Here is a 17,160-nt window from a genome sequence, read left to right on the forward strand (position 1 = left end):
AGATATAGTATTTTTTATACTATATTAGTCTAAATATTTCATAGAAATTATTTTTTAGGTCTAAATGCTTTTATAATATCTTCATTAGTCTCTAAAAATGGACCTTCCATCAAATCTATGCAGTATGGAATAGCTGGAAAAACTGCATCAAGACACTCTTTAATTGATTTTGGTTTTCCTGGAAGATTTACAATCAAAGAACTTCCTCTTAAACCTGCTGTTTGTCTTGAAAGAATCGCTGTTGGAACATATTGTAAGCTTACACTTCTCATAAGCTCACCAAATCCTGGCATCATTCTATCGCACACAGTTTCAGTTGCTTCTGGAGTTACATCTCTTAAAGATGGTCCTGTTCCTCCTGTTGTCACAACCAAGCAGCACTTTTGATTATCTATTAAATCTATTAAAGTCTCTTCAATAGTAGCTTTATCATCACTAATGCATCTATAAACCTCTTGCCAAGGAGATTTTAAATAACTATTTAAAGTATCAATAATAGCCTTTCCTGATAAATCCTCATAAATTCCAGCACTAGCTCTATCACTTGTTGTAACTATTCCAATTTTTGCTATTTTTTTTATCTCTTCACTCATAGTAAATGTCCTTTATCTTTAAAATAATAAACTGTTGCAAAATCTTTAAAAAACTCTTTTACAAAAAAACTATCAATTATTTTGTCCTTTTCGCCTAAAAAAACTTCTATTTTTATTCTCTTAGAAATTAACTTCTCAAAATCTTCTTTTTTCCAAACAAACTCTAAAAGCTCTTCTAATTCTTCATATTTTCCTATATGTAAATACTCTTTTATATCCTTGTTTTGCGGATATTTTACATTTTCTAAGAAATTATTTATATAACTCTTTTCATCTTTTTTAAAAAATAATTTTTGCATTTTTTTAAATTTTTCATCTTTATTTTGAAAAAAAGATGGTGAGAAAAGTTGAAGTTTATCAACTCTTGTTTGGCTTTCTAAAGCTTGCTTAAAAGCTCTAATAGCTCCATATGAAAATCCAGAGATTATAAAATCCCCTATTTCCAAATAATCTTTGAAAAGTTCACACTCATTTTTAAAACAAAATCCACTATAAAAGTTATTGCAAATCATCAATAGTTATTACCTCATTTTTAAGCATAATTTCTTTTAATTTGTTTATCTTTTCAATATTTTGTGAAAATTCAAGCTTTAGACTCTCTTTTGCATTAAAAATTATATCCTTGCTATCTTTTGCCATTTTATATTTTTCTACCATCAAAACTGCAATATCTTCTGCTCTTTTTATATCATCTTCACCTATTGCAAATTTTTTATTTTTTATTAGCTCAAGTCCAACACTTCCCGATAATTCTCTTTTTATATTTTCTTGCAACTCTTCAAAAGACAAAAATACTTTATTTATTTTTTTTACACCCTCTTCTAGTAAATTTACTTTTGATTTTGTAATATATGCTTTGCAAGTTTGATAAATTGCTAGAATCTCTTTTTGCTCAATATCAAGAATTTTAAGCTGTTTTTTTCCAAACTCTAGCTTGTTTTTTGCAATTTCAATATCATTTTCGCTTAATACTTTATTATTATTTTTTATCATATTTAAAAGAGCTTCATTTACTAATGTTGCCAATGCAGCTGAGCTAAAACCTGATGTCTCATTTGAAAGTTTTTGAATATTTATCTCATATTTAACATCTTTTAAATAAAGCTCCAAAATCTTTCTTCTATCTTCCATATTAGGTAATCCAACATATAATCTTCTATCAAATCTTCCAGCTCTTAAAAGTGCGTCATCTAAAACTTCTATCTTATTTGTTGCAGCAATTACAATAACTCCGCTTTCTCCATCAAATCCGTCCATTTGAGTTAGAAGTTCATTTAAAGTAGATTCTCTCTCATCATTTGATTTTCCACTTCGCATCTTTCCAACAGCATCTATTTCATCTATAAATACAATTGATGGTGCATTTATTTTTGCACTTGAGAAAAGTTCTCGTACTTTTTTTGCGCCCATTCCAACATAAATATGAACAAAACTAGCTCCACTTTGATAAAAAAATGGAACTTGAGCTTCTCCTGCAACCGCCCTTGCAATAAGCGTTTTTCCAACACCTGGAGGTCCTACAAGAAGAACACCTTTTGGAAGTTTTACACCAAATTTTTGGTACTTTTTAGGATTGTTTAAAAAATCAACAATCTCTTCAAGCTCCTCTTTTATCTCTTTTATTCCAGCAATATCTTTAAAAGTAATATTTGAAGTAACCGGTTTGATAGTCATATCAATATTTTTAGAATCACTAGAAGCTAAGCTTTTTTCTTGAAGCTCTTTTTCAAAAGCAGAGTTTTCTTGCTTTAAACCTCTTTTTTTAAGGAAATAATCTCTTATTTTATCTTGTTTAGCTCTTAAAACAAATGACATAATAAGTAAGATAAATAAAAACCCAACTCCTATATAATAGCTTATACCTTGAATATTTGTACTACTTTTATAGATTGTATATGAAAATAAAACAACCAAAACTATGGCTGATAAAACCATTAATTTAAAGTTTTTATCTATATTTTTATTATTTAAATCTTGCTTCATTCTTATTAAACTCCACTTTATAATTTTCTAAATTTAACCAATCTGATACTAAATCTTCATTTGAACTTATCTCAATTTGATTAAAAAACTGATCAAATCCTAAATACTTACCATTTTTTTCTTGTTCAACTAAAACTTCTAATTTAACTTTATTATTCTTGATATTTTGCCTAAATTCATAATTTTTTTGTTTAATTATCTCGACAAGTTCAATATATCTATCTTTTGCAACATCACCTTTAACCATATCTTTCATAGAAGCACTTGGTGTTCCATCTCTTTTTGAGTATGTAAATGCATGAACATGAGTTAGAGGAAAATTATGCAAATTTTTCATAGCTTCACTCCAAAGTTCTTGCGTTTCTCCTGGGTGACCAACTATAAAATCAGTTCCCAAAGCATATCCATTTTGGCTTAGAAATTCAAAAAGCTCTAAATCACTTAAAACTTTATTTCGTCTATTCATAATTTTTAACATATCTTTTGAAGTGTGTTGAAGCGCTATATGAAGATGTTTTGCCATAAAAGGCTCATTTATGAGCTCTTTAAACTCATCATCAATTTGAATAGGCTCAATACTTCCCATTCTAATTCTTTTAACACCTTTTATAAGTGACATTTTTTTAAGAAGTTTTGCAAGACTTGTGTGCATTTTCTTACCATAACTTCCTACATTTGTACCTGTTAAAATAAATTCACTAAAACCATTATTTGCCAAAGTTTGCACTTGATTTAAAATAACACTCTCTTCATAACTTCTAGCATCACCTCGCACATATGGAATAATGCAGTAAGAGCATCTAAAATCACACCCCTCTTGTATTTTTATAAATGCCCTGCTTTTTCCAACAAACTCTTCAACAACAGTTGTATCAAGACTATTTAAATCTCCAAGTTTATAGAATTTATCATCTAATTTTAAAAGTTCATTAATATTCTCTTTTTCACTTGAACCAAAAAGTCCATCAATTTTATCATCTGCAAAAAGTTTTTCACCTTTTGTTCTTGTTCCACAACCTGTAAATATTACTTTTGGAGAGTTTTCAAGTTTTTTTAAACCATTTATATAGCTTCTAGCAGTTGTATCTGCACTATTTGTAACTGTACAAGAGTTTATTATTACAACATTTGCTTCTTTTTCATTATTTGTTACATCAAAATCTTTTAGGTTACTAATCATTACTTGAGTATCAAAAATATTTGTTCTACAACCAAAAGTTTTAAAAAAAACCTTTGGTCTGTGTTCACTAAAATTCATAAAGTCTTTATCCTAATTATCATGTATTTCAAACTCTTTTTTTGGCATTTTTGATGCTGGTCCATAAGGATTTGAAGTTTTATTTATATTTATTTGTTGAGTTGGATAAGCTATATGTATATCATCCTCTTTCATTAATGCTTCAATTATCTCAGCACAAATAGTACTTCTTAAAACAAGTGCAGCAAAAGAGTTTGTAAGATACCAACCAGAAATAACCATTCCATAAGGTTCTATTAAAGTAAATACTCTTGGTTCAACTCCAGTTGCTCTAAGTTGATATTTATTTCTCATTTTTGAAAGTTGTTTTCTTGTAATATCGCTATAACCTTTTGAATAATGCTTTAAAATATCTCTAATAATCTTTTGAGCCTTTTTAAAATTTGAATCAAAAGTTAAAGTTATGTCAATTCCATCCCAAACTGTTTTTAGTTCACTATGACTATAATTTGCAATAAGTTCAGAAAAAATATAGTTATTTGGTACAAAGAAAATTCTTCCAGCTCTTCTATTTTTCATATATGAAACAAGTGTAACATCTTCTTTTATAGTAATTTTAAATAACGAAATATCTAAAACATCTCCAACCGTTTCAACATCTCCTTTTGTAACTCGAATTCTATCTCCAACTTGAATAAAACCAGAAGTTACAATAACCAACCAACCAAAAATAGACATAAACCAATCTTTTAGTGCAATTGCAATACCAGCAGATGCAAATCCTAAAATTGTTACAAGATATGAAACATTATCGATATAAGAGAAAAGAAGAAGCATTAAAACTAAAAAAGCCAATGTAAAATTTATAATTTTATTTACCATATAGTAATTTTCATTTTGTGAAAAATATCTTTTTAGTGTTAATTTCACTAAAAATGAGACTATAAGCATAATCACAATAATAGCAAATATCAAAAGTATTTTTTGTACTTGCTGAGATATTTGATTTTTTATCTCTAAAATAACCTGCTCAATTTTTCTTCCATAAACCTCTTGAGTTGTACTTACAATATCTAAGACAATTTCAAAATCTCTTTTTTGTTTATCTAAAAATACTATTTTCTCTTTGTACTCATCTTTTGGCTCTAAAACATATAAATTTCTATAGCTATCTAGCTCTTCTTGAAGATTTTTTGATAAAAATTCTAATTGTGCTTCTAAACTAGTAAATTGTTGTTTACTATCTTCCATCTTTTTTATACTTGATAAAGCATTAATTATTCCAAAAGGATTTGTAATTTTTTCAACTATTTCAATTTCTGGTGGATTTATCAAACTTCCTATTGGTGAACCTTTATATTCACTTATTAACTCTAGTTCATTCTCTTTTACTCTGATTTTATTTAAAAGTTGATACTCAAGCTCATCACTTAAATTATTTTTTCTCTTTAAGCTGTCTTTTAATTGCTCTAAATCAGCTGAAATTTTACTATACGATAGATAATTTGAGTATCTTTTTAAAAGAATATTATCTTTAAATCCAGACTCTATTTTATTTATTTTTTCAAGTAAAATATTTGCTTCAACCATATTTTCAATATCTAAAATATTTTCATCTTTTTTTTGACTATTTTTTGAAGAACCTTTTTTTTGATCTACTTTTTCTGTTTTTGTGTCATTTGTATTATCTTGATTTGCATTTAAAACTGTAGCACCAACTAAAAAAAGTATTAAAATAACTATTTTTTTAAACAATTAAAATCCTTTTAAAATTTCAATAACATCATCTTTTTTTATCTCATCTGTAATTTTACAATCACCAATCCCAACAGGCAAAATAAATTTAATTTTACTATTACTAGACTTTTTATCCAAGAAAAAATGCTCATAAAAATCTTCAACATCGTTTATTTTAAAAGTTGTTGGTATGTCATATTTTTTAAGTAAATTTTCTACTCTTTTTTCATCTTCTTTACTCATAATTCCTAGTTTAAGAGCTAAAGAATTTGCCATACACATTCCAATTCCAACAGCTTCACCATGAAGATATGTTTTGTAATTTGTAATATTTTCAATAACATGTCCAAAAGTATGCCCATAATTTAATGCAGCTCTTAATCCTTGCTCTTTCTCATCAACACTTACTACATAAGCTTTTGTTTGTACTGATTTTTGTATAGCTATATCAATATTTTTTTCATCTTTTAAGTCATTATTTTCAAGCCAAATAAAAAAATCTTTGTTGAAACAAACAGCCATTTTAATAATCTCAGCAACTCCCGCACCAAACTCTCTTTTTGGAAGAGTTTTTAAAAAACTAGAGTCTATGTAAACAGATTTTGGCTGATGAAAAGTTCCTACTAGGTTTTTTCCATATTTATTATTTATTCCTGTTTTTCCACCAACGCTTGCATCTACTTGTGATAAAAGTGTAGTTGGAATTTGAATAAAATCAATTCCTCTTTGATAAATTGATGCAGCAAAACCCGTCATATCTCCAATTACACCACCACCAAAGGCAATAAGAAGGGATTTTCTATCGAGTTTTGCTTCAAAGCACGAACCTAAAATATCTTCTAAAGTTTGTATATTTTTATACTCTTCACCATCTTTAATTGTGCAAAAAAATAGCTCTTTTGCTGTTAATTTTGATTTTAAATACTCTAAATGAAACCCAGCAACAGTAGGATTAGTAACAACAACAACTTTTCTATCAAAGCTCAAAGCTTTTAGTTTTTCGATATAAATTTCGTATGAATTATCATTTGTTAAGTCTATTTTTACAATCATAATTTATCTTTCATTTGATATAAGTAGAAATAGATATTAACCAAAAAAAGCTAAAAAAAGCCTTTCTTTGGTTAAATAGTAGTTTTTATAGTTTTGACATAACAGAGCCAGAAATTGCATTTATTCCTATCTCTTCTAAAGTTTTTATCTCTTCAATTTCATCAACACTTGTAGCAACAAGTTTAATATCTAAAGATTGTGTAAGTATTTTTAACATATTTAAGCTCTGTCTTGATTCAAGTAAGAAGAATTTTGAAGCTTTAATATAAAGTGGTCTTAACTCTTTTAAATAGTTATAATCATCGCTATTTGCAATAAAATTAAATATAGCAAAGTTGAAACCAAACTCTTTAAATAGTGAAATATACATCAAAGTACTATTGAAATTTTTATTAAATGCATCTTCTTCAATTTCAAAAATAATATTTTTTGAAATATGTTTATATTTAATTAATAGCTCTTTTAGATTTGCATAACTACTTAATTTTTCTATAAATAAAGTAGGAAGTTGAATTGATAAAAACTCATTTGCTTTATTTTGTTTGAAAACTTTTTCAATGATATGCAAATATACTTCATCTAATCTATTTTGTTCTAAAACAGAAGCTATAAATTCACCATATCTAATAGTTTCTCCTTTAAAATCAAGCTCAAAACTAATTGTTTTTAAATACTCTTCTTTTGAATTTATATCAACAATATCTCTATGAATAAGTCTGAAGAACTCCTCTTTTAAAGATATATTTAGTATATTTATCCACTCTTCTTTTGTTTTAATATTTTCCATATGAGTTACATAAAAATAATCTTTATCGCTATTTACTTTTGCTTGAGAAAGTGAATAATCTATCTTTGTAAATAGAGTTCTTAAACTCTCTTCATTTTCATATTTACAAAGACCTATAAAAATATTATCTTCAAGCTCTACAATAGCTTTTAAATCAATTATCAGTTTTTCTAAAGCGTTTTTTACATCTTTTTCTTTTGCGTTTGGAACAAGTGCTAAAAACTCTGAACCATTCATTCTAACAACAATATCATGATCAGCCTCAAAACTATTTTTTAACTTTGAAGCTAATTTAAATAAAATCTCATTTGTTTTTATAAATCCATAAGTTTTGTTTATTACATCAAGTTTTATTGCAAGAGATACTATAAAACCTTTATTATTTGAGCTATCTTTATCTAAATACTCATTTGCTTTTAATATAAAATATTTTCTATTATTTATTTTTGTTACTTCATCAAAATATAAAAGTTCTTTATTTGTCTTTAATACTTCATTTGTATTTTGAAACATTTTTTCAAATTTAGAAACCATACTATTTATACTAGTTGTTAAAGTTTTAAACTCATCTGTAAATGGTTGCTCTGTTGAGAGTATAAACTCATTGTTCATTACAGCTTTTGCTTGATTATTTATTGTTCTTAAAGGTTTTAGTATAAAATTAAAAAAGATAGATAAAATAATTATTAAAACAACAAAACTAAATGCTAAAGATTGTAAAAGTTTAATAAACATACTATATGTTTGATTATAGTATATAGCTCTATCTGCATAAATTTCTAAAACTCCTAAAACATTCCAGCCTTCTGAAATACTAGCAAGTGCTGAAATTTCACCAGTATCTACAATATTAATAAACCAATGTGGTATCTCATCGCTTATTATTAAATCTTTTTTTAGTTCATAAACTATCTCATCATTAATATTTTTAAACACAATTTTTTCATAATTTCCATTATCAAAAGCTGCATTTATAACTGTTTTTATAGTTCCTTCATCAACTCCCGCATTTGTTATTGATAAACTAGTACTTGTAACACTATTTTGTACATTTTCATACAAAGATTTTGCCGATGAATCTTTTATAATATTAAAAGATAGACCAATAATAGATACAAAAAGTATCAAAAAAATAAAACCAAGAACAATAGAAACTTGCTTTAATAAACTCATATTTTTTTTCCTTTATAATCTTTAATTAATGTATCCCACTTTCTGTGAGCAGCTGTTTTTTCACCCTTTAGAATATTTGGATTAAAGTTGAAAACTGGTATCAGATCATCTCTTTTTGAAGCTGGCTGTATAGTTTTTCTTAAATTATCTAAAACTAATGGCTCAGAACTTGGTGTTTCAAAATATGTCAAAACCATATGTGCTTCATTTGAAGATTTAACTCTAACATAAGATAAAAACATTTTAGAAGTTGGAACTCCTAAGTATTCAAGTGCAAGATATTTTGCAATTGCATAATCTTCACAATCTCCTTTATCTTTTGCTAAAAATTCATAAGGGTTTGCCCAATAATCACTAGTACCATAAACAGTTTGATCACTTGCATATTTTATACCATTGAAAAAATCATTTATCTTCTCAAGCTTTGTTCTTAAATCAGAGTTTTTGCTTTTTTCCAACATAGTATTTAATGCAATAAACCTATTTTTTGCAAATTTTCCATATTTTTCTTCAACTTTTAAGATTAAAGAGGTATCAACAAAATCAGCATTTATGGTAAAAAACAGTAGAAAAAATATACTAATTAAAATTTTCATGTAATTATTATATCTAAAAATAATATATTTTTTCTTTTCTGTAATATATGATAAAATGAGAAAAAAATTGAAGGATTTTATATGAAAGAGTTGATTTTAATAAGACATGCAAAATCTAGTTGGTCAAATCCTCTTTTAGAAGATTTTGAAAGACCTTTAAATAAAAGAGGTGCAAAAAATGCACCTTTTATGGCAAAAATTTTGAAACAAAAAGAGGTAAATCCAGATTTAATAATCTCTTCACCATCAAAAAGAACAAAAGATACTTTAGATTTTTTTATCAAAGAGTTTGATTATAAAGGAGAAATTATCTTTGAAGAATCAATTTATGAAGCACCTTATATTAATATTTTAAAAGTTGTAAAAAATATAGATGATAAACATAAAACTATATTTTTATTTGGACATAATCCTGGACTTAATGATTTAGCAGATTTTTTATTAGGAAGATTTGAAGAGAATATCCCTACATGTGGAGTATTAAAACTAAATTTTAATATATCAAAATGGGAAGATATTAAAGAAAAAATTGGAATTTTAGAGTTTTTTATATATCCAAAAATGTTTGATAAATCTTAAATAAAAATATTTATTTACGTATTAAAAGATATACAAAAAATGGAGCTCCAATAAAAGCAGTCACAACACCTATTGGTAAGCTTGAAGCTGTTGGTAAAACTCTTGAAATTAAATCACAAAAAACTAAAAAAGTTCCACCAAAAAATAGTGTTGGTATAAATAGTTTAGTTGCACTTTGCTTATATATTAGCTTTACAATATGAGGAATTACAAGCCCTACAAAGCCAATAGGTCCTGTAAAACTAATACAAATTCCAACACAAATAGTAATAAACAAAAGTAGAGTCAAAATAGTTTTGTTTACATTTAAACCTTTTAAAAAAGCCATATCATTTGAAATAAGAAGTAAATTTATACTATTTTTCATTTTATAAACAAAAAGAATAAGACAAGCAGCTACAACAACTACAACAAAAGAAGCAAGAAACCCAACCGTATCAAGACTTCCTAAGGTAAATCTTACTATTGAATAGTTTTCTTGAAGATTACTCATAAAAAATATAAGCATAAGTGCTGAACTATAAAAATATGATAGTGCAATTCCTATTAAAAGCATTGAATTTGTAGAGCTTATAAGCTTTTTGGAGTTGATTTTTTTAGAAATTATAAATAGAATTAAAATAGTTACAAGTGATCCAAAAATACTAGAAAAAAATAGTGGTATCAAAGGAAAAAAAACTATAGAAATAGCTGAAAACAGTGTTGTTCCACTTGCAATTCCTAAAGTATATGGAGTTATTAACTCATTTTTAAAAACTATTTGAAAAATTAAACCACCCAAAGCCAAAATTGAACCTACAAAAAATGCCAAAATAACTCTAGGAACTCTTAAGTCCCAAAAAACAGTAGATAAACTATCATTTAAATTTAAAATATCTTTAATATTTATTGTAATTTCTCCTAAAAAAGGAGATAAAAATATAATCAAAATAGCAAAAATATATAATATTTTTTTCATAAATCAAGTACCAAATGAGAATCTAAAAGTTTTAAATTTTCACCATAAAATCTATTTAAATTCTCTTGTATAAAAAACTCACTATGAGAGCCAAAAAATTTCAAAGAACCTTTTTGTAAAAATAGTACTTTGAAATCTTTTAAAGCATAAGCAAAATCAAGATTATGTGTAATTACTATTTTTTGAGAAAGTAAGCTTGAATTTAAAATATCAAAAACATCTTTTACTCTATTCAAATCCAAATTTGCAGTTAATTCATCAAAAATTGTAATCTTTGCATTGTGTAGTAAAGCACTAGCTAGAAGCAAAAGTTGTTGCTCTCCTGAACTTAAATCTACACAAGAATTAAATTTTAAATCTTCAAGTTTTAGTAAAGATATAATTTTTTCTATATCTTCTATATTTTTTTCTTCTATAATTGATAGTTTTAAATACTCTAAAACATTCAAATACTCATCAAATATTTCAAAACGACTAGGAATATAATTTATAGATTTTGCTCTATCATATGAGCTTAAATCTTTTATATTTTTACTTTCAAAAAAAAGATTAGAAGATGGTAAAAGATTTGATAAAACTTTTGCTAAAGTAGATTTACCTGCTCCATTTTCACCTAAAATAAGTAAATTTTCACTTTTTTCTAAAATAAAAGATATATCTTTTAAAATAAAATTACTAAAATTTTTTAGTTCTAACATCTTCTAAAATACCTTTAAAATCATCTATTAAATATTTTACTCTGTGACTTGAGATTCCTGAGTATTCATCATCTATTATATAAATATTCTCTTGTTTACTTGCAGTTACTGGTAACTTTTTCCAAAGATTTAACATATCATCTTTTTCTTTATCATCTTTTAAATATGGCGCTAATAATATAATAATATCTGGATTTAAAGTAATCAATTTTTCACTATTTATTGAAGGTTGTGATTTCAAACTTGATTGATAGGCATTTATATTGTTACTAGCTTTTATAATATCTTCAAAATATATAAAATTTCCTACTACAAAAATCTGATTTGATAGCGTGTTTTGTGGACTTATTACTATAAGAATTTTTTGATTTTCTATAATATTTTTTAAAGATTCCAAACTATTTTCTATCTGATTATTTAAATCTTTTGCTTCCTCTTTTTTATTGAAAACTTCACCTAAATCTTTTATTGTAAACTTAATATCTTCTAAACTATTTGTTTTATAAACCAAAGTTTTAAAATTTAAATCTTTTAAACTTTGGTTTAATTTTTTATCATAATCTTGATTTAATATAATAGTTGGATTTAAGCTTACAACTTTTTCCAAACTAACACTTCCATATCCTCCAACTTTTTGAATATTTTTTGACTCAATTGGAAAATCACAAAACTCCGTATTTGCAATAATCTTATCCCCTAAACCTAAGGCAAAAGCTATTTCATTTATTGCTGGACTTAAAGTGATAATTCTCTCAGTTGCATTTAAAAAATTTATAAAAAGTAGAAGATATAGTAGTTTTTTCATCTTAGAAACTAGCCTTTAATCCAACATATGCTGCTCTTTGACTTGTAGCATATCCATCAACTATTTGATAATCTTTGTTGAAAATATTATCAAGTTTTATATAAGTTGAGAAGTTTTTACTAATATCATAATCAACTACTGCATTCCAGATTGTATAGTTTCCAGTTTTTACATCAGGATCTCCCCAGTTGCTATTTGGGCTGTAACGAGTACCAATATATTCACCATTTACATTAAAATGAAAATCTTTTAAACCATAATAATCAACTCCAAAATTAAACTTATTTGTTGGTCTATTTTGAAGTTTTTTATCTTTTGAATCTTTTGCACTTAAGTTTGTATATGAAAGATTTAAAAATGTCTCTTCTACAACTTCATTTTTATAAGCTATCTCTGTTCCTTTTATTTTGCTTGTTCCTTCTATTTGCTCATAAACCCAAGTATTAGAATTAGAATTAATCATATTTTCTATCTTTGTTTTAAAGTAGGTAATTGAAAAACCTTTATATTCAACAGTCAAATCATAAGATTTTATTTTTTCTGGATTTAAATCTCTATTTCCATAAGTAATATCATTTAGTTGATAAATTGTTGGCACATTATATCCAGTACCATAGTTTGCACTAATATTTAGCTCATCAACAATATACTGTTTTATTCCTATCTTTCCTGTTGTTTTGTTGTCAAAATCACTGTATCTATCATATCGTAAAGCTTGCGTAAAGATAGTTTTATCATCAAAAAATTTATTTGTATTTGATACAAAAACAGCTTTGTTATCATAATCATCTACTGTATCTTTTTTATTTTCAAATTTTTTATAATCAGCTCCAATAGTTACATTTGAAGAACTTAAATAATCAATACTAGTATTTGCTCCATACTCTTTTGTAATACCCTTATAATCAGGTGTTTGACTATTTGTCGAACTTCTTTTTATCTCTGTAAAGTTTGTATAAACTTTTGTAAGAGCTATATCATTTCTGTTTTCATAAGTGATATTTGCTAAATGAGTTTTTGTTTTGGCTATATCTAAATTATTTGGGTCATTAGCATATGTTGGAGCTCCAAAATATCCATCAATATCAACTTTTGTATCTATTATTTCATATGAAGTTGAAACTCTATTACTATCATCAAAGTTATATCCTAATTTTAAATTTACTGTTGTATTTTCATATCCATCATCTTCATAATTTTTTGCTTTTTCTCCTTTTGGAGTCATAGCTGAAAAACCATCTGTATCAACTCTAGTAGCACTTAATTTTGCATCAAAACTTTCATTTTTGTGTGAAATATTTGCACGAGCTATTTTACTATTGTATCTTCCATACTCAATAGTTGCATTTCCATGAGTCCCATCTTGTGCACTTTTTGTAATAATATTTATAACCCCAGCACTAGCATCTGCTCCCCAAATACTACTTTGAGCACCTTTAATAACTTCAATTCTTTCAATATCATTTATCATTAAATGTTCAAAATTAGCACCACCATTTGGAGTTGTAATATCGTTATATCTTACACCATCAATTAAAACTAAAGTTCTTTTTGAATCCATTCCTCTTAAATATACAGAGCTAGTTTGCCCTATTCCACCATTACTTGAAATACTAACACCTGATAAACTATTTAAAGCCTCGATAACTGTTTTAAACTTTCTTGACTCAATATCTTCTGCTGTTATAACATCAACATTAGCTGTAACATTTTTTAATTTTTCTTCTGATTTTGTAGCACTTGAAATAGTAATTTCATCTAAAGAGCTTGTTTGTTGTGAGTATAAATTTGTTGCTATTAAAAAGCTTGCAACTAAGCTTACATTTATTTTTTTCATTTTTTTTCCTATATTTATTTATAAATTATTTGTTGAATATTGTTTGATTGGTTTTAGTTCAGTTTTTATTAAACTATTTTTTATATTTGGTAATTTTTCTAAATAGTTATCAAATTTTGAATAAAACATATTAAGTTTTGCATTTGATGTTGCCATTAAAATACCAAAAAAACTAAAATATCTTTTCATTTTTTCCTCCTTTTTAAATTTTGTTCCCAAATTTAAAAAGGGAACCTTTCATATTTGTCTACTTTTAAACATAATTTTAAAAAAATTATTAAAGTAGCAAATCTCTAAAGAGCTTCAATAATGAAGCCTAATAATTTTATATATGACAATTTAGTATTGATTTTGTTGGGTCAATAATATATTCATAACCTTTGTACGCTATATATATTCCAAAAATAATTACTAAAATAGAAGCTATTTTTATAAAAATATCTCTTAAATTTGATTGTTTAAAAAATCCAACAAAAAATCCTAAGAAAAATAGTGCTGGAATAGTACTAAGACCAAAAATAAACATAACAACTGCACCCCAAAAAGCACTTCCTGTACTTGCAGCTGTAATTGCAAAAGCATATACGAAGCCACAAGGTAAAAGACCATTTAACATACCTAAAAGATAGAAACTAAACAAAGAGTTAGATGTTAAAAGATTTTTGAATGTTTTTTGATAAAGTGGTGATTTTGAACAACTATGCTCCAAAATAGTTAAAAATTTTATTTTTCCTAAAAGTGAAAATCCAACTATTACCATCAAAAAACCAGTTATTAATAAAAAAACTCCACTTGTAGTATTTGAGAAAGTTACAACTCCACCAATAAAACCAAAAATAGCCCCTAAAATTGTATATGTTGTAACTCTTCCAAAAGAGTACAAAAGATGAGCAACACTTTGAATAGTTTTTGAATATTCACTTTTTATTTTTGTACTAGAATATGCCACAACTATTCCTCCACACATTCCAATACAATGCCCAAAAGAACCTAGAAGAGCTATTGATATAATTGAAATAAGGCTAAAAGTTTCCATTAATGTTTATGTTCTTTATGTTGCGGATTTGCTAAAGTCTGTTTTCTCAAAACTCTTAAGCTCATCTCTTCAAAATCTATAAAACCATCTTGATTGTTTTCATAAGCTCCAAAACCATATCTCATTGGAGTTATTTCATTTGTACTATAAAAAGCAGTTTTTCCATCTATATATCTATTTGTATCTTTAGTCATAACAAAAATTTTAACACTATTTTTAAAATTTTTATTATTTAACCAATTTGCCATTCCACCATGATCATGAAAAAACCAAGTTTTTCCATCTTGTGAAATTACTTGAGAAGCAAAAGTTAAATCATTAATAATCATTCCACAATCACTATCTTGATACTTACCTAAAATTATTTCAAGTGGAGTTTGAGAAATATTACCCTCTTTTATTACTACCATTTTTTGCTCTTTTGCCATAGATATAAATATTATTACAATTATTGCGATTATTAAAACAACTGTTAATATTGGTAAGATTTTCTTCATATGTCTCCAAAATATAATAAATTTAGGGGTGATTGTATCTTTTTTGGCATAAAAAAAAGCTTTGCAGAGGGAAAAACTGCAAAGCTTATATTATATAAATTCATTTCAAAAAAAGTATAGGATACTATAAAAAAATTGTATTTAATTGTAGGAGGATTCAATACAAATATCCTATGAAAGAATTATAATAAAAGAAATATTAAAATAAGATAAAATTTGTCTTATTTAACAAAAAATGTTTTTAACTTCATACTAATTTAAAAACTATATAATATTGAAGCCATTTTAAGGGGTTTTTATGAGAATGATTATTTTTGATATGGATGGAACGCTAATAAATAGCGGACATGCAATTGCAAATACAGTAAATTATGTAAGAGAAAATTTAGGGCTTGAAAAATTTGAACATGATTTTATCTTAGAACATGTAAATGATATAAATATAAATAGTGCAGAGTTTTTTTATAATCAAAAAGAGTTTACACCTTTAGTAACAAATCTTTTTGAAGAGTATTATAATCAAAACTGTTTGAATGATTTAGTAATTTATGATGGAATTAAAGATATTCTTGATGATTTTAAAAATGATTTTAAATTTTGTATAGCAACAAATGCAAATTCAAATGCTGCTAAAAAAATGTTATCTCATCTTGAAATAGAGAGATATTTTTCTACAATTTTAGGATACAACGATGTTGCTAAACCTAAACCAAATCCAGATATGGTAAATGTTTTACTTGATAAATATAATACAAAAAAAGATAAAACAAAACTTATTGGCGATTCAAATAAAGATATTGCAGCAGCAAAAAAAGCTGGGATTGAAGGGATTTTAGTTAATTGGGGATTTTCAGACCATAAAGAAGATGCACTAAAAACTGTTTGTGAATTAAGAAAAAAAATTGAAAATGAGTTTTTAAAAGCTTAAAATTTGGAGTTAGAGTTATGATTTATATTAAATAACTCTAAACTCGCCCTCTTTCAAATCATCAACTTTAAAACCAGCAAATTCCAATCTATGAAGTTTTGTAACTTTGTTTTTTGTATATGCAAACATTCTTTTTACTTGATGATATTTTCCTTCAACAATTTCAAGATGAACTAAATTATCATTTATAACTATTAATTTTGCTGGTTTTAGTGGCTTATCTTCTCCATTTAAAACTACTGTTCCGCTTGCAAAAATCTCTTTTTCATCACCTTTTAGTGGATTTTGTAAAGTTACTTCATATATCTTTTTTACATCTTTTTTTGGACTTGTAAGCTTATGGTTTAACTCTCCATCATCTGTTAATAAAATAGCTCCTGTTGTGTCCATATCCAATCTTCCAATAGTTGAAATTTTTGGATTTCTATTTTGCCATCTTTGTGGAAGAAGTGAATAAATCAGCTTTCCAGAGTCATTATGAGAACAAATAACATTAGAGGGTTTATTCATTAAAATTATTATTTTTTCACTATCAAGCTTTTCATCATTTACTTTAATTTCATTATGTTTTGCTTTTAAACTAGGATTAAATACCCTATTTTCATTTATAAAAACACTATTCATTTTTAAAAACTTTCTAGCTTCACTTCTAGTACAATATCCCAAACTTGATAAATAAGCATCTACTCTTTTCATATTAAA

Annotated in this window: 18 protein-coding genes; 2 read left to right on the plus strand and 16 right to left on the minus strand. The window is 25.9% G+C overall.

From position 1 onward, the window contains the following. Positions 1–47 precede the first annotated feature (47 nt). The 8 genes from mog to CJ670_RS05475 all read right to left on the minus strand — a co-directional run bounded on the left by mog (position 48) and on the right by CJ670_RS05475 (position 9,120). Positions 48–593, minus strand: a complete 546-nt coding sequence (gene mog, locus CJ670_RS05440; RefSeq protein WP_105939169.1) for a molybdopterin adenylyltransferase — start codon at positions 591–593, stop codon at positions 48–50. Then, positions 590–1,105: a pimeloyl-ACP methyl ester esterase BioV gene (bioV, locus tag CJ670_RS05445; protein ID WP_228154207.1), complete on the minus strand. Its 516-nt coding sequence runs from the start codon at positions 1,103–1,105 to the stop codon at positions 590–592. The genes mog and bioV overlap by 4 nt, the downstream gene beginning before the upstream one ends. Further along, positions 1,092–2,576, minus strand: a complete 1,485-nt coding sequence (locus CJ670_RS05450; RefSeq protein WP_105939171.1) for an AAA family ATPase — start codon at positions 2,574–2,576, stop codon at positions 1,092–1,094. Before CJ670_RS05450 ends, bioV begins: the two co-directional genes overlap by 14 nt. Next, positions 2,557–3,834 carry a tRNA (N(6)-L-threonylcarbamoyladenosine(37)-C(2))-methylthiotransferase MtaB gene (gene mtaB, locus CJ670_RS05455; protein ID WP_105939172.1) on the minus strand — a complete coding sequence of 426 codons (1,278 nt, stop codon included), beginning with the start codon at positions 3,832–3,834 and terminating at the stop codon, positions 2,557–2,559. The genes CJ670_RS05450 and mtaB overlap by 20 nt, the downstream gene beginning before the upstream one ends. A 12-nt stretch (positions 3,835–3,846) precedes the next feature. Beyond that, positions 3,847–5,529, minus strand: a complete 1,683-nt coding sequence (locus CJ670_RS05460) for a mechanosensitive ion channel family protein (RefSeq protein WP_105939173.1) — start codon at positions 5,527–5,529, stop codon at positions 3,847–3,849. After that, a complete protein-coding gene (gene aroB / locus CJ670_RS05465; RefSeq protein ID WP_105939174.1) occupies positions 5,530–6,564 on the minus strand; it encodes a 3-dehydroquinate synthase in 1,035 nt (344 codons plus the stop codon). 85 nt (positions 6,565–6,649) lie between these two features. Then, entirely contained in the window at positions 6,650–8,524 is a 1,875-nt protein-coding gene (locus CJ670_RS05470) for a LapD/MoxY N-terminal periplasmic domain-containing protein (RefSeq protein WP_105939175.1), read from the minus strand. Beyond that, on the minus strand, positions 8,521–9,120 hold the full coding sequence (locus tag CJ670_RS05475; RefSeq protein ID WP_105908858.1) for a transglutaminase-like cysteine peptidase: 600 nt from the start codon (positions 9,118–9,120) through the stop codon (positions 8,521–8,523). Before CJ670_RS05475 ends, CJ670_RS05470 begins: the two co-directional genes overlap by 4 nt. 81 nt (positions 9,121–9,201) lie before the next feature. Between CJ670_RS05475 and CJ670_RS05480 the strand changes: the two genes are divergently transcribed. Next, positions 9,202–9,699, plus strand: a complete 498-nt coding sequence (locus tag CJ670_RS05480; RefSeq protein ID WP_105939176.1) for a SixA phosphatase family protein — start codon at positions 9,202–9,204, stop codon at positions 9,697–9,699. A gap of 10 nt (positions 9,700–9,709) precedes the next feature. Here the strand turns inward: CJ670_RS05480 and CJ670_RS05485 are convergent, their stop codons facing one another. The 7 genes from CJ670_RS05485 to CJ670_RS05510 form a co-directional block, all read right to left on the minus strand. Beyond that, on the minus strand, positions 9,710–10,657 hold the full coding sequence (locus CJ670_RS05485; RefSeq protein ID WP_105939177.1) for a FecCD family ABC transporter permease: 948 nt from the start codon (positions 10,655–10,657) through the stop codon (positions 9,710–9,712). Beyond that, entirely contained in the window at positions 10,654–11,355 is a 702-nt protein-coding gene (locus CJ670_RS05490; RefSeq protein WP_105939178.1) for an ATP-binding cassette domain-containing protein, read from the minus strand. Before CJ670_RS05490 ends, CJ670_RS05485 begins: the two co-directional genes overlap by 4 nt. Then, on the minus strand, positions 11,333–12,160 hold the full coding sequence (locus CJ670_RS05495) for an ABC transporter substrate-binding protein (RefSeq protein WP_105939179.1): 828 nt from the start codon (positions 12,158–12,160) through the stop codon (positions 11,333–11,335). Before CJ670_RS05495 ends, CJ670_RS05490 begins: the two co-directional genes overlap by 23 nt. A gap of 1 nt (position 12,161) precedes the next feature. Then, positions 12,162–13,997, minus strand: coding sequence for a TonB-dependent receptor plug domain-containing protein (locus tag CJ670_RS05500; protein WP_105939180.1), 1,836 nt, complete (start codon positions 13,995–13,997; stop codon positions 12,162–12,164). An 18-nt stretch (positions 13,998–14,015) separates the two neighbouring features. Further along, the gene (locus CJ670_RS10830) at positions 14,016–14,186 is read right to left on the minus strand and encodes a hypothetical protein (RefSeq protein ID WP_164469546.1); all 171 of its coding nucleotides are present in this window, start codon (positions 14,184–14,186) and stop codon (positions 14,016–14,018) included. Positions 14,187–14,322: 136 nt separating this feature from the next. Next, complete coding sequence (locus CJ670_RS05505; RefSeq protein ID WP_066359182.1) at positions 14,323–15,033, minus strand: sulfite exporter TauE/SafE family protein; 711 nt, start codon at positions 15,031–15,033, stop codon at positions 14,323–14,325. Further along, positions 15,033–15,530: a hypothetical protein gene (locus tag CJ670_RS05510; RefSeq protein ID WP_105939181.1), complete on the minus strand. Its 498-nt coding sequence runs from the start codon at positions 15,528–15,530 to the stop codon at positions 15,033–15,035. The genes CJ670_RS05505 and CJ670_RS05510 overlap by 1 nt, the downstream gene beginning before the upstream one ends. A gap of 298 nt (positions 15,531–15,828) precedes the next feature. Here CJ670_RS05510 and CJ670_RS05515 point away from each other — a divergent pair, with 298 nt between their 5' ends. After that, positions 15,829–16,458 (plus strand): HAD family hydrolase, encoded by a 630-nt coding sequence (locus tag CJ670_RS05515; protein ID WP_105939182.1) that lies wholly within the window; start codon positions 15,829–15,831, stop codon positions 16,456–16,458. A gap of 27 nt (positions 16,459–16,485) precedes the next feature. Here CJ670_RS05515 and CJ670_RS05520 read toward each other — a convergent pair whose 3' ends face one another. Next, on the minus strand, positions 16,486–17,154 hold the full coding sequence (locus CJ670_RS05520) for a pseudouridine synthase (protein ID WP_105939183.1): 669 nt from the start codon (positions 17,152–17,154) through the stop codon (positions 16,486–16,488). Positions 17,155–17,160: the final 6 nt, after the last annotated feature.

Origin of the sequence: Arcobacter cryaerophilus gv. crypticus, assembly GCF_002993025.1 — a bacterium.
GTDB classification, from domain to species: domain Bacteria; phylum Campylobacterota; class Campylobacteria; order Campylobacterales; family Arcobacteraceae; genus Aliarcobacter; species Aliarcobacter cryaerophilus_B.

What these genes read in the sequence shown, in the direction of transcription:
- mtaB (WP_105939172.1), bottom strand. Translation starts at nt 3,834, where the DNA reads ATGAATTTTAGTGAACACAGACCAAAGGTTTTTTTTAAAACTTTTGGT.
- CJ670_RS05500 (WP_105939180.1), bottom strand. Translation starts at nt 13,997, where the DNA reads ATGAAAAAAATAAATGTAAGCTTAGTTGCAAGCTTTTTAATAGCAACA.
- CJ670_RS05485 (WP_105939177.1), bottom strand. Translation starts at nt 10,657, where the DNA reads ATGAAAAAAATATTATATATTTTTGCTATTTTGATTATATTTTTATCT.
- CJ670_RS05480 (WP_105939176.1), top strand. Translation starts at nt 9,202, where the DNA reads ATGAAAGAGTTGATTTTAATAAGACATGCAAAATCTAGTTGGTCAAAT.
- bioV (WP_228154207.1), bottom strand. Translation starts at nt 1,105, where the DNA reads ATGATTTGCAATAACTTTTATAGTGGATTTTGTTTTAAAAATGAGTGT.
- CJ670_RS05520 (WP_105939183.1), bottom strand. Translation starts at nt 17,154, where the DNA reads ATGAAAAGAGTAGATGCTTATTTATCAAGTTTGGGATATTGTACTAGA.
- CJ670_RS05515 (WP_105939182.1), top strand. Translation starts at nt 15,829, where the DNA reads ATGAGAATGATTATTTTTGATATGGATGGAACGCTAATAAATAGCGGA.
- CJ670_RS05450 (WP_105939171.1), bottom strand. Translation starts at nt 2,576, where the DNA reads ATGAAGCAAGATTTAAATAATAAAAATATAGATAAAAACTTTAAATTA.
- CJ670_RS10830 (WP_164469546.1), bottom strand. Translation starts at nt 14,186, where the DNA reads ATGAAAAGATATTTTAGTTTTTTTGGTATTTTAATGGCAACATCAAAT.
- CJ670_RS05495 (WP_105939179.1), bottom strand. Translation starts at nt 12,160, where the DNA reads ATGAAAAAACTACTATATCTTCTACTTTTTATAAATTTTTTAAATGCA.
- CJ670_RS05470 (WP_105939175.1), bottom strand. Translation starts at nt 8,524, where the DNA reads ATGAGTTTATTAAAGCAAGTTTCTATTGTTCTTGGTTTTATTTTTTTG.
- CJ670_RS05490 (WP_105939178.1), bottom strand. Translation starts at nt 11,355, where the DNA reads ATGTTAGAACTAAAAAATTTTAGTAATTTTATTTTAAAAGATATATCT.
- CJ670_RS05510 (WP_105939181.1), bottom strand. Translation starts at nt 15,530, where the DNA reads ATGAAGAAAATCTTACCAATATTAACAGTTGTTTTAATAATCGCAATA.
- CJ670_RS05505 (WP_066359182.1), bottom strand. Translation starts at nt 15,033, where the DNA reads ATGGAAACTTTTAGCCTTATTTCAATTATATCAATAGCTCTTCTAGGT.
- aroB (WP_105939174.1), bottom strand. Translation starts at nt 6,564, where the DNA reads ATGATTGTAAAAATAGACTTAACAAATGATAATTCATACGAAATTTAT.
- mog (WP_105939169.1), bottom strand. Translation starts at nt 593, where the DNA reads ATGAGTGAAGAGATAAAAAAAATAGCAAAAATTGGAATAGTTACAACA.
- CJ670_RS05475 (WP_105908858.1), bottom strand. Translation starts at nt 9,120, where the DNA reads ATGAAAATTTTAATTAGTATATTTTTTCTACTGTTTTTTACCATAAAT.